15 protein-coding genes are annotated in these 18838 nt (G+C 61.0%); 10 read left to right on the top strand and 5 right to left on the bottom strand.

The window, feature by feature from the left end; all coding sequences use genetic code 11:
* Positions 1-4 precede the first annotated feature (4 nt).
* Together ACQKKX_RS05600 and ACQKKX_RS05595 are read left to right on the top strand one after the other, a co-directional pair.
* On the top strand, positions 5-922 hold the full coding sequence (locus tag ACQKKX_RS05600) for a LysR family transcriptional regulator (protein ID WP_427569477.1): 918 nt from the start codon (positions 5-7) through the stop codon (positions 920-922).
* Between the two features lie 20 nt (positions 923-942).
* Entirely contained in the window at positions 943-1731 is a 789-nt protein-coding gene (locus tag ACQKKX_RS05595; protein ID WP_427569476.1) for an aldolase, read from the top strand.
* Between the two features lie 24 nt (positions 1732-1755).
* On the opposite strand, the gene ACQKKX_RS05590 is transcribed toward ACQKKX_RS05595, so the two are convergent.
* The gene (locus ACQKKX_RS05590) at positions 1756-2787 is read right to left on the bottom strand and encodes a Gfo/Idh/MocA family protein (protein WP_427569475.1); all 1032 of its coding nucleotides are present in this window, start codon (positions 2785-2787) and stop codon (positions 1756-1758) included.
* Positions 2788-3068: 281 nt separating this feature from the next.
* On the opposite strand from ACQKKX_RS05590, the gene ACQKKX_RS05585 reads away from it, so the two are divergent.
* The 4 genes from ACQKKX_RS05585 to ACQKKX_RS05570 all read left to right on the top strand — a co-directional run bounded on the left by ACQKKX_RS05585 (position 3069) and on the right by ACQKKX_RS05570 (position 6835).
* On the top strand, positions 3069-4037 hold the full coding sequence (locus tag ACQKKX_RS05585) for a TRAP transporter substrate-binding protein (RefSeq protein WP_427570093.1): 969 nt from the start codon (positions 3069-3071) through the stop codon (positions 4035-4037).
* A 111-nt stretch (positions 4038-4148) separates the two neighbouring features.
* Positions 4149-4754, top strand: a complete 606-nt coding sequence (locus ACQKKX_RS05580) for a TRAP transporter small permease (protein WP_427569474.1) — start codon at positions 4149-4151, stop codon at positions 4752-4754.
* 4 nt (positions 4755-4758) lie between these two features.
* Positions 4759-6039: a TRAP transporter large permease gene (locus tag ACQKKX_RS05575; protein WP_427569473.1), complete on the top strand. Its 1281-nt coding sequence runs from the start codon at positions 4759-4761 to the stop codon at positions 6037-6039.
* 10 nt (positions 6040-6049) lie between these two features.
* Complete coding sequence (locus ACQKKX_RS05570; protein WP_427569472.1) at positions 6050-6835, top strand: FadR/GntR family transcriptional regulator; 786 nt, start codon at positions 6050-6052, stop codon at positions 6833-6835.
* Positions 6836-7155: 320 nt separating this feature from the next.
* On the opposite strand, the gene ACQKKX_RS05565 is transcribed toward ACQKKX_RS05570, so the two are convergent.
* Entirely contained in the window at positions 7156-8094 is a 939-nt protein-coding gene (locus ACQKKX_RS05565; protein ID WP_427569471.1) for a LysR family transcriptional regulator, read from the bottom strand.
* Positions 8095-8242: 148 nt separating this feature from the next.
* Between ACQKKX_RS05565 and ACQKKX_RS05560 the strand changes: the two genes are divergently transcribed.
* From ACQKKX_RS05560 to ACQKKX_RS05550, 3 genes are all read left to right on the top strand, one after another.
* Positions 8243-9031 (top strand): alpha/beta hydrolase fold domain-containing protein, encoded by a 789-nt coding sequence (locus ACQKKX_RS05560; protein ID WP_427569470.1) that lies wholly within the window; start codon positions 8243-8245, stop codon positions 9029-9031.
* A gap of 248 nt (positions 9032-9279) precedes the next feature.
* Positions 9280-10458: an efflux RND transporter periplasmic adaptor subunit gene (locus ACQKKX_RS05555; protein WP_427569469.1), complete on the top strand. Its 1179-nt coding sequence runs from the start codon at positions 9280-9282 to the stop codon at positions 10456-10458.
* A gap of 122 nt (positions 10459-10580) precedes the next feature.
* Complete coding sequence (locus ACQKKX_RS05550) at positions 10581-13793, top strand: efflux RND transporter permease subunit (RefSeq protein WP_427569468.1); 3213 nt, start codon at positions 10581-10583, stop codon at positions 13791-13793.
* Positions 13794-13904: 111 nt separating this feature from the next.
* Here ACQKKX_RS05550 and ACQKKX_RS05545 read toward each other — a convergent pair whose 3' ends face one another.
* Genes ACQKKX_RS05545 through ACQKKX_RS05535 form a run of 3 tightly spaced genes read right to left on the bottom strand, consistent with a single transcriptional unit; the run spans position 13905 to position 18139 of the window.
* Positions 13905-15539, bottom strand: a complete 1635-nt coding sequence (locus tag ACQKKX_RS05545) for a cisplatin damage response ATP-dependent DNA ligase (RefSeq protein ID WP_427569467.1) — start codon at positions 15537-15539, stop codon at positions 13905-13907.
* Positions 15540-15588: 49 nt separating this feature from the next.
* Complete coding sequence (locus tag ACQKKX_RS05540; protein WP_427569466.1) at positions 15589-16599, bottom strand: ligase-associated DNA damage response exonuclease; 1011 nt, start codon at positions 16597-16599, stop codon at positions 15589-15591.
* 40 nt (positions 16600-16639) lie between these two features.
* On the bottom strand, positions 16640-18139 hold the full coding sequence (locus ACQKKX_RS05535) for an MDR family MFS transporter (protein ID WP_427569465.1): 1500 nt from the start codon (positions 18137-18139) through the stop codon (positions 16640-16642).
* Between the two features lie 119 nt (positions 18140-18258).
* Between ACQKKX_RS05535 and ACQKKX_RS05530 the strand changes: the two genes are divergently transcribed.
* A complete protein-coding gene (locus ACQKKX_RS05530) occupies positions 18259-18837 on the top strand; it encodes a MarR family winged helix-turn-helix transcriptional regulator (RefSeq protein WP_427569464.1) in 579 nt (192 codons plus the stop codon).
* Position 18838 lies beyond the last annotated feature (1 nt).

Below are 18838 nucleotides of genomic sequence, written 5' to 3'. Positions count from 1 at the left end.
CGCGATGAATATTCGTTTCCTTGAAACCGTGGTCTGGCTTGCGGAACTTCGAAGTTTCCGCGTTACCGCCGACCGCATGAACATTACCCCGGCCGCCATTTCCAACCGCATTTCGGCCATCGAACAGGAACTCGGTATCCGCCTTTTCGAACGTGACACCCGCGACGTGCACCTGACCCGCGAAGGGCGATCCTTCGTGTCCGGCGCGCGCGACATCATTGCCCGCTACAATCGCCTTGTCAGCGATGTTGCCCCGCCCGAAACCGTGGAAGGCACGGTGCGCATCGGCCTTGTGCCCTCCATGGCGCTCGCCATTCTTCCCGGCATCATGGAAACGCTCCGGCAGCGGTTTCCGCGTGTGCGTGTGTCCGTCACCACGGATGCCTCGCAAACGATCCTATCCAAGCTGGAAAAGCGCGAACTCGATATCATCCTCGGCTTTCATGGCCCCAATGTCGAGAAATACCGGATTGTCGATCTGTGTACGCTGGGCATGTTCTGGATTGCCAACAGCGCCTTTCCCTCAGACGAAGAGGCGATGACCCGCGCCGACCTGATGCTGAACCCGATCATTTCCTATGAAGTCGGCACGCAGGCTTACAAGCGCATGGTCGAATATCTGCCGACCAATTCTCTCGGCCAGGGCGTCGTGCATTATTCCAACTCGCTGGCAACGACGATCAGTATGGTGGCGGCCGGCATCGGCATCGCCGTACTGCCACCCATCGTCATCCAGAACGAGCTGAGACTCGGCACTCTGAAAGTGCTGAACGTCCGCCACCCCTTTCCGGCGACCGATTACTTCGCCGTCTATCTCGACAATCCGTCGTCGCGGCTGTCGCCGCTGATCGCCTCCATCGCTTCGGATGTGTCTGCCGAATTCTGTTCGCTCTACGACAATGCGCTTGCCGTTCATCGCTGATAACGATCAAGGAGAATTTCATGGCTCACGAACTGAAGACCATCTCCACCCCGGCCGTCCTGCGCAACCTGACGCTGGACAGCAACGCCATCCGCGAGGCGCGTATCGATCTCGCGGCATCTTTCCGCATGGCGGCAAAACTGGGCCTGCAGGAAGGCATCTGTAACCACTTTTCAGCCGTCGTTCCTGGCCACGAGGACCTGTTTCTCGTGAACCCCTATGGCTGGGCCTTTGCCGAAATCACGGCCTCCCAGCTTCTGGTCTGCGATTTCAACGGCAATGTCGTGGCCGGCAGTGGCAAACCGGAGGCAACCGCCTTCTACATTCACGCGCAGCTTCACAAGACCCTGCCGCGCGCCACCGCCGCCTTCCATACCCACATGCCCTATGCCACGGCGCTTTCCATGCTGGAGGGCGAACCGCTGGTCTGGGCCGGCCAGACGGCGCTGAAATTTTATGGCCGCACGGCCATCGACGAAAACTATAATGGTCTGGCGCTGGATGACAGCGAGGGCCTGCGCATTGCGCGCGCAATGGGCGATGCGGATATCGTGTTCCTGAAAAACCACGGCGTCATGGTGCTCGGGCCGACCATCGCCGAGGCATTCGATGATCTCTATTATCTGGAACGTGCGGCGGAAGTGCAACTGCTCGCCATGTCCACCGGCCGCGAACTGAAACCGGTGCCGGCCGATATCGCCCAGAAAACCTATCTGGAAATGCGCGAGGGCGATCCGGAAAGCGCGCGCCTGCATATGGAAAGCATCCGCCGGCAGCTGATGCGCACCGAACCGGAATTTGCCGACTGAACGGGGGAGAGGTCGGTGAGATGCTTAGACCGGCACGGTTCCGCCTCCGGCGGCCGCGCGCAGAATTGCGGAAATCAGGCGGTGCGCCTTGAGTGCGTCCTCGCCGGAGGCCGGCGGGTCCCGTCCTTCAGCAATCGCATCGATGAACGCCTCGTGCAGGGCAAGATGATTGTGGTGGGAAAAGGCCATCGGATCGGCGCCCGTGCCGCCGGCCTCGGTGCTGTCCGTCAGTTCGATCCGGCGCCCGTCCATCAGCATGATCAGGCCATTCTCGCTGCCCAGCCGGGCCGAGCCCCTGGTGCCGAGAATTTCGATCTCGTCCGGGTAGCCCGGATAGGCGGCGGTGGTGGCGCTGAGAGAACCGATCGCACCGTTCTCGAAACGCAGGACGGCATGCACAAGATCCTCGGTTTCCATGCGGTGCAATGCGCTTGTCACCGCAAGGCCGCTTACCTCGGTCGGCAGGCCCGCAAGCGTGATCATCTGGTCGATCGTATGGATTGCCTGCGTCAACAAAACCCCGCCGCCATCGCGTGAAAGCGTGCCGCGGCCCGGTTCGTCGTAATAGCTCTGAGGGCGCCAATTGCTGAGCCGCATCGACACCGAGACGATGTCGCCCAGTTCGCCTTCGGACAAAAGCCTGGCTGCCTGCACGAATGTGGGTCTGAATCGCCGCTGAAAGACAATCCCCAACCGGATTCCGGCCTGTCGCGCTGTCTCTACCAGTTGCTGCGATCGCGCCAGCGTCACATCCAGCGGCTTTTCCAAAAGAACATGTTTGCCACATGCCGCCGCCTTCCGAACCAGCTCCAGATGGCTGTTCGGGGGCGTCAGGATGATGACGTAGTCGATCGAAGCATCCTCGAATATCGCTTCTGCGCTGTCAACGACCGGCAGCTCGAACTGTTCGGCAAACGCGGCGCGGCGGGAAGCCGTCGGGCTGAAGACGCCCGCCACTTCCACGCGGTCGTGCAGCGCCAGCAGGCTCAGCGCATGCGGCGGGGCGCTCATGCCAAGGCCAATCACGCCGGTGCGCAATTTTTTCGGATGTGACACAGACAACCCTCCCTGCTGCAGTCTCGTCGCCAAGACTAGCGCACCAACAGAAGACAGGCGACCGAAAAGTCATCATACATCTGATACGTTTTGGTATGTTGACATGATCAATTTTGTCTTTTACCTCTTGTGCTCAACCGTAGGAGGAACGGCTGAAACAATCCACTGCCGAGGCATAAGCACGTCAGGACGCATGTCCTGATGATGTCTTGCCGTGGGATGTCGATGATTGCAACTGCGCGGGCGATCGTCCGCGATCTGGGAGGAAATACATGTTTCACATGACCAAACTGATGACCGGTGTCGCCATCGCTTCGCTGATGATGCTGGGCTCGGCTGCCGCGCAGACCGTGCTGAAATCGTCCGACACCCATCCGGACGGTTATCCGACCGTCGAGGGCGTCAAATATTTCGGTGAACTCATCAAGGAACGCACAGCCGGCCGCTATTCCGTCGAGGTCTATCACTCGGCGCAGCTGGGCGAAGAAAAGGATACGATCGAGCAGGTCCGCTCCGGCGTGATCGAACTCAACCGCGTGTCGATGGCGCCGTTCAACGGCACTGTCAAGGAAACCATCGTACCGGCGCTCCCATATATCTTCCGTTCGGAAGAACACATGCACACGGTGATGGACGGACCGATCGGCGACCAGATCAAGGCGGCTTTCGAGCCGGCCGGCCTGGTGGCGCTTGCCTTTTACGACGCCGGTTCGCGTTCCTTCTACAATTCGAAAAAGCCGATCAAGACCGTGGCCGACATGAAGGGTCTCAAGTTCCGCGTCATCCAGTCGGATATCTTTGTCGATATGACCGCAGCGCTCGGTGCAAACGCCACGCCGATGCCCTATGGCGAGGTCTATTCCTCGGTCGAAACCGGCGTTATCGACGGTGCTGAAAACAACTACCCGAGCTACGACACCGCCAAGCATTTCGAAGTCGCCAAGTATTTCTCCGAGGATCAGCACACGATCCTGCCGGAAGTGTTCGTCATGAACAAAGCCGTCTTCGACAAGCTGACGCCGGAAGATCAGGCGCTGTTCAAGCAGGCCGCCAAGGACAGCGTTGCCAAGCAGCGCGAGCTTTGGGCAAAGAAGACCTCGGAATCTCGGGCTACCGTCGAAAAGGCGGGTGCCCAGATCAACGAGGTCGAGAAGCAAGGCTTTATCGACGCGATGAAGCCGGTCTATGAAAAGCACGTCAAGGACCAAGTGCTGAAGAAGCTCGTCGCCGACGTTCAGGCGACAAAGTAACAGCTGACAGTTCGGCCGCCCCTGGCGAACCGACCGGGGGCGGTCAGCGCATCACCGATCATTCCAGGACTTCGTCCAGCCTTTCACTGAAAGGTCAGGAGACGCTTACCCATGTCTGCGCATTTCAAGACAGGACTGCCCATTCTTTCCAGGCTCAACACGTTGGTTCTATACCTGGCGGGGGTTGGTCTGGTCGTCATGACGGCGGTCGTCGCCTGGCAGGTTTTCTGCCGCTACGTTCTCAACGATTCCCCCAGCTGGACGGAACCCGGCGCTGTCATCCTGATGAGCTGGTTCATCTTTCTCGGCGCCGCGGTCGGCGTGCGTGAAAACAACCACATGGGTTTCGACGTGCTGCTTTACGTGCTTCCTCCGGCAGCCAAGAGGTGGCTGCGGATGATCTCCGACATCGTCATTCTCGCCTTCGGCATCGGCATGATCTGGTATGGCGGCAGCCTCATCAGCCTTACCGCGGCAACCACCATGCCGGCGCTCGGCATTTCCGGCGCCTGGGACTATGTGCCGATCGTCGGCGGCGGCATTCTCATCACCTTGTTTGCCTTGGAACGGGTCGTGGCCCGCGCGCTCGGCGCGCCGGTCGATGAGGCGCTGGACGAAATGGCACCGACCGAAATTGCGGTCGAACTCGAAAATATCGAAGACGTCCGCAAGGACGCAGCCAGGCTGAATACGCCAGGCAAGGCAAAGGGGGAATAAGACGATGGAACTCTGGATTCTTTTCGGGAGCTTCACGCTTCTCATGCTGATCGGCACGCCGATCGCCTTTTGCCTCGGCATTTCAAGCCTTGCGACGGTCGCCTATATGGGCCTGCCGCCGCTTGTCGTGTTTCAGCGCATGAATTCCGGCATGAGCGTGTTCTCCATGCTCGCCATCCCCTTCTTCATCTATTCCGGCGACCTGATGGTGCGCGGCGGCATTGCCGGACGCATCGTCGCCTTCGCGGCCTCCATCGTCGGGCATCTGCGCGGTGGACTGGGCCAGGTAAACATCCTGACGTCGACGCTTTTCGGCGGCATTTCCGGCTCGGCGGTGGCGGAAGCCGCAGCTGTGGGTGGCCTGATGATCCCGCAGATGAAGGCGCGTGGTTACGGCGCCGATTATGCCGTCAACGTCACATCCATGGCGGCGCTGATCGCGCTTCTCCTGCCGCCCTCGCACAACATGATCATCTACTCCATCTCGGCCGGCGGCAAGATTTCCATTGCCGACCTGTTTACGGCGGGCGTCATTCCGGGCCTGCTGTTTGCCGCGGTGCTGATGGTGACGGCCTATATCGTTGCCAGCCGGCGCGGATATCCGACCGAGCCGTTTCCCGGCCTGATGGTGGCGCTGCATCTGTTTGCCGTGGCCATTCCCGGCCTGCTGCTGATCGCCATCATTTTCGGCGGCGTTCGCTCCGGCATCTTCACCGCCACGGAGAGTTCCTGCATTGCGGTCATCTACGCGCTTCTGGTCACGCTGTTCATCTACCGGCAACTGAGCTGGAAGGATTTCGTCCATGCGACGATGGGTGCCGTGCGCACCACCGCCATGGTGCTGCTGATCATCGGCTGCGCGGCTTCGTTCTCGTGGCTGATGGCCTTCCTGCGCGTGCCTGCCACCCTGGTTGCCTGGATGCAGACCGTCTCCGACAACCCGATCATGATCCTGCTTCTGCTCAACGTCATCATGCTGGTGCTCGGCACGTTCATGGACATGGGGCCGACGATCATCATCACCACGCCGATCTTTCTGCCGATTGCCGTGGCCTATGGCATCGATCCCGTGCATTTCGGCGTCATCATGATCCTCAACTACGGCATCGGCCTCAACACGCCACCGGTTGGAGGGGTGCAGTTCGTCGCCTGCGCGGTGGGCAAGATATCCGTCTGGGAGGCGATGCGCTCAATCTGGCCCTTCTACGGCGCGGGCATCGTGGTGCTACTGATGGTCACCTACATTCCGGCCCTGTCACTCTGGCTTCCGAGCGTCTTCCGATAGGGGCAGTGACATGCGTGCTAACCCATCGGACATGCGCGTAGAACGAAGGCCGAAACTCTTCGAAAATGTGGCACAGCAGCTGCGCGCAAAAATTCTCGCCGGCGATTTTACCGTCGGCGAGAGGCTGCCGACGGAAACCCGCATGACCGAGATATTCGGCGTCAGCCGCACGGTCGTGCGCGAAGCGGTCGCAGCACTTGCGGCCGACAGCATGGTGGAGGTGCGCCATGGCGCCGGCGTCTTCGTCATCGACAGTCCGACACTCAAGATCAGTGCGATCACCGCAGACATGGGCAATCGCATCAGCCGTGCCGTTAACGTGCTTGAAGTGCGCATGGGGATCGAGATCGAGAGTGCCGGCCTCGCGGCCCAGCGCCGCAGCCCCTCGCAGGAGGCGCGCATTCAGGAAGCCTTTTTCGCCTTCGAGGCACTCCTGAAACAGGGCGAACCCACCGGCCGCGCGGATTTCGAATTTCACCGTGAAGTCGCGGCCGCGACCAATAACGAGTTCTATGTCGAAATTCTCGACGCGCTCGGTGACCGCACCATTCCCTGTGACCGCAGTTCGCCGTGGTATTCGATCGAAGTCCTTTCGGCGGACTATCTCAATGGCCTGCAAAGGGAGCATCTGCGCATTCTGCAAGCCATTTCTGCCGGCGATGCCGACGCCGCCCGCGATGCGATGCGCGCGCATCTGGTCGCCGCGCGGGACCGCTACCACCAGCGCCTTTCCGGCCAGCAAGCCGATTATTTTCAAAGTCGGACGGAACAGGACGACGTATCAGGCGACGTTTGACGCACGGGCGATAGTGCGGCTCCCAGCCATCCGACGCGCGGCCGGCTTGACCTTCACGCGACAAACGACTGTGTTGCGCCGGCCGAAGGGCCATGTCGGTCCGCGAGGCTCGTGGGCGCCGCAGTGTTTCTGCCCGGCAAGGGGGGCGTCCCTGGTCAACGGGCACACGCTTTACGTCGATGGTCGGGTCACCATCAGCCCGTGACGTAACCATGCAACCGCAACGCCTTGCGAGGCCGCACACTCTTCGGAAATTTCCGGCGGGCTTGGATTTCTGCGCAGGCCCGATGCTGCGCCCCGTGCCCGCACTTTGCGGATGCTCATCCCGCTTTTCGCATCGGAGGCAGGATCCGGTCGCCATCCTTGAGGTCCTGGACAAGTTTGGCCAACCAGTCGACGAACACCCGCACCTTGTTGCTGAGATGGCGGGTTTGCGGATAGACGATGTAAAGCGGCAACTTTTCGCAATCCCAATCGGTCATGATCTCGACCAGTTCGCCGCGCTCGACAGCATCGTTGGCCATGAAGCTGAGCGACTGACCGACGCCGATCCCGGAAATCATCGCGTTGAGATAGGATCGGGCATCGTTGACCGAGATGGCGTAACGCGGATTGACCTCGATGACTTCGTCGCCGCGACAAAACTCCATGCTCAACACCCGGCCGACGGTGGCATTGAGATACCCGACCGAGAAATGCCTGTCTTCGAGCTCGCGCGGATGGGTCGGCGTGCCGAATCTTTCGAGGTAGAAGGGCGCTGCAAACGTGCGCAACCGCATTTCACCGACCTTGCGGGCAATCAGCGACTGATCCATCGGCGTGCCGCCGCGCAGGGCGCAGTCGACGTTCTCGGCAATGTAATCGACAAGCCGGTCGCCGACCCCGATATCGAGCTGGATCTGCGGATAACGCTGGTAGAAATCACACAGGTTGGGAATGACGATAAGATCGGCAAAGGCGCCCGCCATTTCCACGCGAAGCCGCCCGGAAGGCTGGGTTTGCGAATTCGACATCGAGCCGTCAAGCTCGTCGATTTCCGACAGGATCTGGATGGCGCGTTCGTAATAGAGTGCGCCGTCGGTTGTCACCATGACGCGCCGGGTGGTACGGTTGAGAAGCGTAGTGCGTAAATGCGCCTCAAGTGACTGCACCATGTTCGTCACCGTCGTCTTCGGCATGTCGAGCGCCGTTGCCGCCCTCGTGAAATTGCCGGTTTCCACGACGCGGACGAAGACGCGCATTGCCGACAGTTGATCCATGATGCCCTCGTTTGCAATGCGGTATTATCCGCGAATTTGGAACAGTGTTGCCGCCAAACGCATGCTTGTGCCGTTTGCGTGGGATAATAATATCAGACACAGAATTTTCGGCAACCCAGGCTGCACTGTCTGACGCGGTAAGGCAACCATGACGACGCAATGGGAAAATATCGTTTTCGACAGGTCGGTGAAGCCGCCTGTTCCCATGCGCCTGTATGACGGAGCCCGAGCCGCCAAGCTTGCCCCCATCGTGCTCTACCTGCGCGGCCGCGCCTTTCTCGACCGCGACCGCGGCGAGGCCGAGCGGCCGATTGCGAAAGCGCTGGCGGAAACCGGCGCCGTGGTGCTGGAGGCGGATTACGCGGTTGCCTCGCAGAACATGTTTCCGAAGGCGATGGAATGCGCCTTCCAGGCCCTGCTCTGTCTGTCGGGAAAGCGCAAGCAGTTCGGCAGCGCCAAGTCGCCGCTTTTCGTGGCAGGCGACGAGGCGGGCGGCAATGTGGCGGCGGGCGTGGCGTTGAAGGCGCGGGATCTTTTGCCCGGCGAATTGAAAGGCCAAATGCTTTTTTCGCCGATGATCGACCCGAAGATGACCTCGGCATCCTTCCGGGAGGCGGACAAGGTCGGAATGCGGGAAAAATGGTCGGATGGATGGGGCCATTATATCGGTTCCTTCTTCCAGCATCCTTATGCTGCGCCCTGTCTGTGTTCGCGCCTCAACAATCTGGCGCCGGCGTTGATCGTCACTTCCGAGGACGATCCGCTGCGCGACGAGGTGATCGGTTATTCGGACCGCCTGAAAGCGAGCGGTGTGACCGTTCGCGAGCGGATCTTTTCGGCCGATTGCGGCTGGACGAGCGTCTACAAGGAGGGAACCGGCAAATGGCTTCCTTCCTTGTGCTCAGAATTTACCGGGTTTGTCGAGAAGCTGCACTGACAGCAGGTTTGGCACCCAGTCCATACAGGCATGAAAATTCCACGGTCGAAGGAGACCCATCATGATCAATGCGGAATTTTGAGTTTTAGACTGAGGCCCTGATCTCCCATCAGGCCAATCCCGGCATCAAGGACACGGAATTCACGGAGGCATGTCATGCCGCCGACAGTGTTTCTTTGTCTTTTCAGGGCCTCGGCAAAGATTTGAGTTGAACGATCAGGCGGCAAAGCGTCCGCCAGGAGAGAAAAATGACATCGAAGATCAAGAACTGGGCCCTGTGGGGTTCCGGACTGAGCGTTGCTGCGCTGATTGCAGGCGGCGCCCTCTATCTTGACGCACCGAAGGGTGCCGTCGCTGCCCCTGCGGCTGCCGCTGCCCCCGCCGTGCCGGTCAAGGTCGCGTCCGTCGAGCCGCGCAGCGTCACCACATGGCAGGAATTTTCCGGCCGTCTGGAAGCTGTTGACCGCGTGCAGCTGCGTCCACGTGTTGCCGGCGCTATCCAGTCGGTGCACTTCCGCGAGGGTGGTCTGGTGAGGGAAGGCGACGTCCTGTTCAGCATCGATCCGGCCCCTTATCAGGCAGCGGTTGCCGAAGCGCAGGGCCTTGTTGCCTCAGCGCAAGCCAAGCTTGAACTCGCCAATACCGAGCTGGAACGCGGCAAGACCCTATCTGCGAAAAACACCATTTCGCAGAGCGATTTCGCCCAGCGCCAAAGCACCCAGCAGGATGCGCTGGCAAGCCTGCAATCGGCCAAGGCCGCCTTGAAGGTTGCCCAGCTCAACCTCGACTATACCGAAATCCGTGCTCCGATCTCCGGTCGCGCCGGTCGCATCGAAGTGACGGTCGGCAATCTCGTGGCCCAGGGTTCGGCCTCGACACCGCTGACGACGATCGTGTCCATCGATCCGATCTATGCACGCTTTGACGCCAGCGAGGAACTGGTTGCCCGCATCCTGTCGGAAGTCCCATTGGAGAACGGCATTCCGGCTCTCGACAAGGTTCCGGTCGAGGTGACGACACTTGCCGCCAATGCCGCGCCGATCCGCGGCAAGCTGCAACTGATCGACAACCAGGTGAATGCCGCCAGCGGCACGATCCGGGTTCGCGCCGAGTTCGGCAACAATGATGGACGCCTGATCGCCGGCCAGTTCGTGCGGGTGCGCATGGGCCAGCCCAAGGCCGAAGATCGCCTGCTGATCAGCGAGAAGGCTGTGGGCACCGATCAGGACAAGAAGTTCGTCTTCGTGGTCGACCAGGGCAATACCGTTGCCTATCGCCCGGTTCGGCTTGGCTCGGCGGTGGACGGCATGCGCATTGTCGAGGACGGGCTGAAGGCCGGTGACCGCATTGTCACCAGCGGCCTGCAACGCATTCGCCCGGGCGCCGTCGTGGCTCCCGAGGACGACGCGAAGATGGCATCGAAATAACATCATCCCGACCGGCGGCAGTCCGGTCGGTTTCCATCAACGAGACTTTGGTCGCCCGCACTCACCTGACTGCGGGTCGGGACCTTTGTGCCTCGCTTTACCCCTGGAGAGAGGGTTTCGTCATGAACATTTCCAGATTTTTCATCGACCGACCGGTGTTTGCCGGCGTGCTGTCGGTGCTGATCGTGGTGGCCGGCCTGCTTGGCATGCGCGCGCTGCCGATCTCTGAATATCCCGAGGTCGTGCCGCCGTCCGTCGTCGTGCGCGCCACCTATCCCGGCGCCAACCCGACGGTCATTGCCGAAACGGTGGCGACACCGCTTGAGGAACAGATCAATGGCGTCGAGGACATGCTCTACATGTCCAGCCAGGCAACCTCCGACGGCGTGCTGACGCTGACTGTTACCTTCAAGCTGGGCACCGACCCGGACAAGGCGCAGCAGCTGGTGCAGAACCGCGTCAGCCAGGCCGAGCCGCGTCTTCCCACGGAAGTGCGCTCGCTCGGCATCACCACGATCAAGGCCTCGCCGGACTTCATCATGGTGGTCAATCTCGTCTCCAGCACCGACCGGTATGACCTCACCTATCTGCGCAATTATGCGACGCTCAACATCAGGGACCGTCTGGCCCGTATCGAAGGCGTCGGCCAGGTCCAGGTTTTCGGGTCCGGCGATTATTCCATGCGCATCTGGATCGACCCCCAGAAGGCCGCCGAGCATTCGTTGGCAGCCAGCGACATTACCAATGCCGTGCGCGGCCAGAACGTACAGGCCGCCGCCGGCATCATCGGCGCCTCGCCGAGCCTGCCGGGCGTCGATCTTCAGCTCAACGTCAACGCACAGGGCCGCCTGCAGACTCCGGAAGAATTCGGCAATATCATCGTCAAGACCGGCGAGAATGGCGAAATCACCCGTCTGCGCGATGTCGCCCGTATCGAACTCGGTGCTGCCGACTATACCCTGCGCTCCCTGCTCGATGGTCAGCCAGCCGTCGCCATTCCCGTCCTGCAGGCGCCGGGTTCCAACTCCATCGAAATCGCCGATACGGTTCGCGCCACGATGGACGAATTGCAGAAGGCCATGCCGGAAGGCGTGAAATACGAGATCGTCTATGACACGACCGAATTCGTTCGCTCATCGATCGAAAAGGTCATCGATACGCTCCTGGAAGCCGTAGCCCTGGTCGTGCTGGTTGTCATCGTCTTCCTGCAGACGTGGCGCGCGTCCATCATTCCGCTGATTGCCGTTCCGGTCTCGGTCATCGGTACCTTTGCCGTCATGTACATGTTCGGCTTTTCGGTGAACGCGCTAACCCTGTTCGGGCTTGTGCTGGCAATCGGTATCGTCGTGGACGATGCGATCGTCGTCGTCGAAAACGTCGAACGCAACATCGAGAATGGTTATGCGCCGCGGGAGGCGACCTATCGCGCCATGAAGGAAGTGTCGGGCCCGATTATCGCGATCGCGCTGGTTCTGGTCGCCGTCTTCGTGCCCCTCGCCTTCATCTCCGGCCTGTCCGGCCAGTTCTACCGCCAGTTCGCCTTGACCATCGCGATTTCGACCGTCATCTCGGCGATCAACTCTCTGACCCTATCTCCGGCGCTGGCTGCCCTGCTCCTCAAGGGCCACCACGCGCCAAAAGACCGGCTGACGCGTGGCATGGACTTCCTCTTCGGCTGGTTCTTCCGTGGCTTCAACCGTGCCTTCGGCGCTGCATCCAACGGTTACGGCCGCACGGTCGGCGGGCTTCTGTCGCGCAAGAGCCTGATCATGGTGATCTATCTGGCGCTGGTCGGCCTCACCTACAGCATGTTCAATGCCGTACCGGGCGGTTTCGTGCCGAGCCAGGACAAGCAATATCTGGTCGGTTTCGCACAGTTGCCAGACGGCGCAACGCTTGACCGCACGGAAGACGTGGTCAAGCAGATGAGCGACATCGCGCTCAAGCAGCCCGGCGTGAAGCACGCCATCGCCTTCCCGGGCCTCAATATCAACGGTTTTACCAACGGCTCGAATTCGGGCGTGGTGTTCGCCGTGCTGGACGATTTCGAAAACCGCAAGACCAAGGAGCTTTCCGGTGACGGCATCGCCATGGCGCTGAACGGGCAATATGCCGGCATCAAGGATGCGTTCATCGCCATCTTCTCGCCGCCGCCGGTCAACGGTCTTGGCACCACCGGCGGCTTCAAGCTGCAGATCGAGGATCGCTCGGGCTACGGTTACCAGACGCTGGACGAAGCCACCAAGGCGGTCATCGCCAAAGCATATCAGACACCCGAACTGGCCGGCATCTTTTCGAGCTATCAGATCAACGTGCCGCAGCTTTACGCCGATCTCGACCGCGCCAAGGCCGAACAGCTGGGCGTATCGGTGACCGACGTTTTCGAAACGTTGCAGATCTATCTCGGCTCGCTCTATGTCAACGACTTCAACGCCTTCGGCCGCACCTATAGCGTCCGCGTTCAGGCCGATGCCAAATTCCGTGCCAAGGCGGATGATATCGGCAACCTGAAGGTTCGTTCGCAATCGGGCCAGATGATCCCGCTGTCGGCGCTTCTGAAGGTTGATGAAACGGCAGGTCCGGAACGCACCACGCGATACAATGGCTTCCTTGCGGCAGACATCAACGGCGCACCGGCACCGGGCTTTTCCTCCGGTCAGGCGCAGGCGGCGATGGAAAAAATCCTCGACGAGACCCTGCCGTCCGGCATCGACTATGAATGGACGGACCTGACCTATCAGCAGATCCTTGCCGGCAATTCGAGCATCATCGTCTTCCCGCTCGCCCTGCTTCTGGTCTATCTCGTGCTGGCCGCCCAGTATGAAAGCCTGACGCTGCCACTTGCGATCATCATGATCGTGCCGATGGGCGTGCTGGCGGCGCTGACCGGCGTGTGGCTGACCGGTGGCGACAACAACATCTTCACCCAGATCGGGTTGGTGGTGCTGGTGGGGCTATCGGCAAAGAACGCGATCCTGATCGTGGAATTCGCCCGCGAACTCGAATTCGAGGGACGGACGCCATGGCAGGCCGCGGTCGAGGCAAGCCGCCTGCGTCTGCGCCCGATCCTGATGACCTCCATGGCCTTCATCATGGGCGTCGTGCCGCTGGTCATCTCCACCGGCGCGGGTGCGGAAATGCGCGCCGCCATGGGTATCGCGGTGTTCTCCGGCATGATCGGGGTAACCTTCTTCGGCATCTTCATGACCCCGGTCTTCTACATGCTGGCCCGTGCTGTGACCGGCAACCGGCCGCTCACCCAGCACAAGGATGACATCGCGCAGCCGGGTCATCCAGCTTCGGAGGCAGCTCCCGCCCTCTCTCCGGCGGAATAGCGGGCTGCCTTCCCGGTCGGGGTCGCGTCCTGGTCTGCCGCTTGGATGCGAACCAGCCCCGATCTGCCGCGCGGATCCACCACCGCCGATCCGCGCGGCGTCCCGTTCCTCTCAGTCGATCGGGCCTTCGCGTGCATCGATCATCGCCGTCAGCGTAGACAGTCTGTCGGCATCGCGCGGGAGCTTGTCCTGCCGCAACCGGGCAATGCGCGGAAACCGCATGGCAACGCCGGACTTGTGGCGCGCCGAGCGATTGATACCCTCGAAGGCGACCTCCAGAACGAAGCCAAAATCGGCCTGCGCCTTCACAGCCCTCACCGGCCCGTAGCGATCAACCGTGTTGTCGCGCACGAACTTGTCCAACACTTCTAGTTCGGCATCGGTAAACCCGAAATAGGCCTTCCCGACCGGCACCAGATGCTCGCCTTCCGGCCCGTCTGCCCAGACGCCGAAGGTGAAATCCGAATAGTAACTGGACCGCTTGCCATGGCCGCGCTGGGCATAAAGCATCACCGCGTCGATGTTGAACGGATCGCGTTTCCACTTGAACCACGGCCCCTTGAGGCGACCCGCCTGATAGACGCTGTCCTTGCGCTTGATCATCACGCCCTCGATGACCGGATCGGGGGGATCGCGCCTACGGGCATCCAGTTCATCCCAGCTGTCAAAAGGCACGAGGTCGGACAGGTCGAACCGATCATGCGGCGCCCGATCGATAATGTCGCCCAGGCGGCCGCGCCGTTCCAGAAACGTCTTGGCGCGGATGTCTTCATCGGCTTCGAAAAGGAGGTCATAGGCGCGCACAAAGGCCGGATAGTCTTCCAGCATTCTTGGCGTCACGCTCTTGCGATTGAGCCGCTGCTGCAGGTCGGAGAAGGTTCTCGTCGGACTGTTGGAACGGGCGGTGCCGCCGACGAGCAGTTCTCCATCGATCACGCCGTCGAAGGAGATGGCATCGACGATATCGGGAAAGGCGCCGGTAATGTCGTCGCCGGATCGCGAATAAAGCTTCCTGGTTCCACCGTAACTCGACATCTGCACGCGAATACCGTCCCACTTCCATTCAGCGGCATAGTCGGCAGGATCGATTTTGGCCAGATCGCCGTCTTCGACCGGATTGGCAAGCATGACGGAGTGAAAGATGGCGGGTGTTGCGAGAACCGGGCGCTCCGCCCTGCCTTCCAGCCATGCGAAGAGCGGTTCATAAGGCGGTGCAAGCCCGTGCCAGAGTGTCTCGATCTCGGTGACATCCTTGCCCGACATGTCCGACAGCGCCTGTTTGGCAAGCCGCGCCGACACCCCGATACGCAGAGAACCGGTGGCAAGCTTGAGGAAGGCAAAGCGCGCCGACGGATCGAGATGATTAAGCAGGTCGCGGACGGCGGAGCGGACTTCGGTGCGGCCGAGCGCGTTCATGCGGGAGACGACATCGCCCAAACGCGGCTGCGCCGCGTCATCAACCCGCTCCTTGGCACCGCCATCCCAGACCAGGGCGATGGTTTCGGCAAGATCGCCGACATAATCGTAGGAGTAGCGAAACAGGATGTCGTCCATGCGCTCCATCACCAGCTCCCTAAGCAGGGCGGGTTTGACGCCCTTCAGATCGAGCGTGCCGGCAAGGGCGGCCAGCCCGTAGCCGCGATCGGGATCCGGCGTGGTGCGGAAATAATCGGCAAGCAGTTTCAGCTTGCCATTGCGCGAGGGGGTAAGAACGAGACGATCGAGAAGGGTCGCGAAAGCTTTCATGGCCCTACCCTCCCGACCCCGGATTGCGCGCAGAGGATACCGCTCACCATCAATCGCCCTCGTCTTCGTAACCGACCAGATGCAGCGGCTTGGCGGCAATCCCCTGCAGCTCGCACCAGCGTACCAGAGCTTCCTCGCGCCCATGCGTGACCCAGACTTCCGAAGGCGCGATCTCCTTGATCGTCTCCAGAAGCTCCGGCCAGTCGCAGTGGTCGGAAATCACAAGCGGCAGTTCCACGCCGCCCTGTTTGGCACGCTGCCGAACCATCATCCATCCGGAAGCAAAGGCGATCAGCGGTTCATTGAAACGCCGCGCCCAACGATCCTGAAACGCCGAGGGCGGCCCGACGACGATCGCACCCTTGAAGAGATCCGGCGTGCTCTTGTCGATCGTTGCCGGACGCAGGTCGCCAAGCGCAATCCCCTGCCTCTCGTAATAGTCGCAGAGCTTGGCGAGCGCGCCATGGATATAGATAGGCTTGTCCCAGCCGCAATCGCGGATCAGCCGGATGACCCGCTGCGCCTTGCCCAGCGAATAGGCCCCGACCAGATGCGTGCGTTCGGGAAATTGTTCGATCGAGGTGAGCAACTTGCCGATTTCGCGACGCGGTTCCGGATGATGAAAGACCGGCAGTCCGAAGGTCGCTTCGGTGATGAAGACATCACATGCAACCGGCTGGAAGGAGGCACAGGTGGGATCGGTTCCGCGCTTGTAATCTCCGGAAGCAACGATGCGCAGCCCATCCTTTTCGACAGCGATCTGGGCCGAGCCCAAGACATGACCTGCCGGATGAAACGTGATGGTGACGCCACCGACATCGAGAACTTCGCCGAATTCCGCCGCCTGCTCGCTTTCGCAGAAATCTTCGCCGTAGCGGATACGCATGATGTCGAGCGTCTGGCGTGTCGCCAGGACGTGGCGGTGGCCGGCACGGGCGTGATCGGAATGACCGTGGGTGATCAACGCCCGTCCGACCGGGCGCACCGGATCGATGTAGAATTCGCCGACCGGGCAGAACAGGCCGGCGGGCGTGGGATGAAGCAGGGCCTCTGGTTTCATCCCATCGAGATAGGGCAGTGCACGGCTTTGGTAAGCCCGGCTAACCGCGAAACGGCAACCGCACATTCTTCATCGCGATGGCGGCGGCGAGGCCGAGAGCGGCGATGCCCGATGCGGTCAGGAACAGGTTGGTAAAGGCTGCCGCATAAATGTCGGCCACGGACAAGCGCGCGGCCTCTGGCAGGGATGCGAGCAGCTTCGGCGTCAGCGCGCGAATGTCGGGGACGCCCGGAATGTTGAATGCGGCACCTTCCAGACAGGCCGAAATGATGGCGCCGTAAAGCGAGATCGCAATGGCCGCCCCGCCCATGCGCATCAGCGTGACCGTTCCGGTCGCCGTGCCGATATCGCCTTTCGGCACGGTGTTCTGCACGGCGATGATCGGCGCCTGCTGACCGAAACCGACAGCCAGTCCCTGGAACAGCATGATCAGCGCGATGACCGGCAGCGGGGTGCCCGCATGCAATTGCGAGAAGATGCCGAGCATCAGGCAGTTGAGGGAAAGGCCGAGCACAAGAAACGGCTTGTAGCGTCCGCTGAGCGCGATCAGCCGGCCCGCCGAAATCGAGCCGACGACAAGGCCGACGGTGACGGCGATGAAGAAGGAGCCGGCCGCGGTGGGCGAAAGCCCGGCGGTGGTCTGCAGAAACAGCGCGAAGTAGTTGACCATGCCGATTGCGACCGATCCGCTGGCGGCGGAAATCACCAGGGAGAGCGTGAAGGTCGAATCCCTGAACAGCCGCAGCGGTACGATCGGTTCGGCGGCGCGACGCTCGACCGACACCCAGGCGACAATGCAGGCGGCGCAGAAAAACACGACAACGAGACTCTCGGTCGAAATGATCGATCCGAACAATTCGCGGCTGTCGGCAAACAGCACGAAACAGGAAATGGCGGCGGCAAGAAGGATGGCGCCCGGGTAATCGATCTTCGGCTGGCGCTGTGGCCGTCTATAGGGCAACAGGATCGCGAGGCCAGTCAGAACGACGATGCCGATCGGCAAGTTGATGAGAAAGATCGAGCGCCAGCCGAAGAGATCGCTCATGGTCCCGCCGAGCAGCGGTCCGACACTGCCGGATGCCATGATGACGAGGCTGGTATAGCTCTGATATTTCGCCCGCTCGCGCGGTTCGAACAGGTCCGCATTGACCGAAAAGATCGAAACCATGATACCGCCGCCGCCGATGCCTTGAAAGACGCGCGCAGCGATCAGCGATTCCATCGACCAGGCCATGCCGCAAGTCAGCGAGCCGAGCGTGAAGAGCAGAATGGCGGCGATCATCACGTATTTGCGGCCGAACAGATCGCCGAGCTTTCCATAGATCGGCATGACCGCGCTGCTGGCCAGAAGATAGGACGAGCCGATCCAGCCGAAACGTTCCATCTGGCCGAATTCACCGACGATGGTCGGCAGCGCCGTCGAGACGATCTGATTGTCCAGCGTTGCCATGAACAACGACAGCATCAGGAAAAAGAACAGGAGCAGGCGCTGGCGGGGATCGGAGACCAGCGACTGGAACGCCGGCTTTGACATGTCCATGGGAATACCTTTTGCGGCAAAGCGCAACAATGTGCGTTTAGCATATAATAGTCAATGGCACATTATTGCACATTGCAATCATATCTTCACCTGCCGTCACCGATTTGGTATGAACGGCCATGAGCAAACAGTCTTCTTCTCCCAGGCCCGGCCTGGCATCCCATTCCGGCCAAACGCGACATGACGACGCCATCCTCGAGATCGGCCAGACATTGACCCGCATGCGCTTCCTCATCGGCCGGCGCATTGTCGGTCGCATCGCGATCGCCAATATTGCGCCAGGGCTGGAACTGACCGATCTCGACGTGCTGGATGTCAGCCGTCGCATTGCCCAATCGGGCGGAGAAGTCACGGTCGGCGCGATTGCTGAAGCGATGCGCATCGACCCCTCCCGCGGAAGCCGGCTGGTGGCCGATCTGGTGGCGCGCGGCATCCTGCGCCGCGACGCCTCGCAGGAGGATGGTCGGCGCTCCCTGATCGCACCGACGGCGCTCGGCGAACGGCTTTTGGGTGAAATCCGCACCGTCAAGCATGGCCTTATCGCACAGATGACGGCGCAATGGAGCGACGCGGACCGCAAGGCCTTTGCGCAATTGTTCGCCCGTTTCGTCGACGGTTTCGAGGATGTCTACCGGTCGACGGACAAGACGGGCGAACCGGCAGGACTACCGCCCGCAAGCGACATCGTTCCCGAATAGC

The organism is Neorhizobium sp. NPDC001467 (assembly GCF_050275975.1).
Classification (GTDB): Bacteria; Pseudomonadota; Alphaproteobacteria; order Rhizobiales; family Rhizobiaceae; genus Neorhizobium.
The sequence above is the reverse complement of the archived record's forward strand: the minus strand, read 5'-3'. Positions and strand labels throughout refer to the sequence as shown.

Bases quoted from the DNA above. Each gene is read 5' to 3' on its own strand.
- ACQKKX_RS05570 (WP_427569472.1), top strand. From the start codon at position 6,050: ATGCGTGCTAACCCATCGGACATGCGCGTAGAACGAAGGCCGAAACTC.
- ACQKKX_RS05540 (WP_427569466.1), bottom strand. From the start codon at position 16,599: ATGAAACCAGAGGCCCTGCTTCATCCCACGCCCGCCGGCCTGTTCTGC.
- ACQKKX_RS05595 (WP_427569476.1), top strand. From the start codon at position 943: ATGGCTCACGAACTGAAGACCATCTCCACCCCGGCCGTCCTGCGCAAC.
- ACQKKX_RS05580 (WP_427569474.1), top strand. From the start codon at position 4,149: ATGTCTGCGCATTTCAAGACAGGACTGCCCATTCTTTCCAGGCTCAAC.
- ACQKKX_RS05535 (WP_427569465.1), bottom strand. From the start codon at position 18,139: ATGGACATGTCAAAGCCGGCGTTCCAGTCGCTGGTCTCCGATCCCCGC.
- ACQKKX_RS05585 (WP_427570093.1), top strand. From the start codon at position 3,069: ATGACCAAACTGATGACCGGTGTCGCCATCGCTTCGCTGATGATGCTG.
- ACQKKX_RS05555 (WP_427569469.1), top strand. From the start codon at position 9,280: ATGACATCGAAGATCAAGAACTGGGCCCTGTGGGGTTCCGGACTGAGC.
- ACQKKX_RS05600 (WP_427569477.1), top strand. From the start codon at position 5: ATGAATATTCGTTTCCTTGAAACCGTGGTCTGGCTTGCGGAACTTCGA.
- ACQKKX_RS05530 (WP_427569464.1), top strand. From the start codon at position 18,259: ATGAGCAAACAGTCTTCTTCTCCCAGGCCCGGCCTGGCATCCCATTCC.
- ACQKKX_RS05560 (WP_427569470.1), top strand. From the start codon at position 8,243: ATGACGACGCAATGGGAAAATATCGTTTTCGACAGGTCGGTGAAGCCG.
- ACQKKX_RS05545 (WP_427569467.1), bottom strand. From the start codon at position 15,539: ATGAAAGCTTTCGCGACCCTTCTCGATCGTCTCGTTCTTACCCCCTCG.
- ACQKKX_RS05575 (WP_427569473.1), top strand. From the start codon at position 4,759: ATGGAACTCTGGATTCTTTTCGGGAGCTTCACGCTTCTCATGCTGATC.
- ACQKKX_RS05550 (WP_427569468.1), top strand. From the start codon at position 10,581: ATGAACATTTCCAGATTTTTCATCGACCGACCGGTGTTTGCCGGCGTG.
- ACQKKX_RS05565 (WP_427569471.1), bottom strand. From the start codon at position 8,094: ATGGATCAACTGTCGGCAATGCGCGTCTTCGTCCGCGTCGTGGAAACC.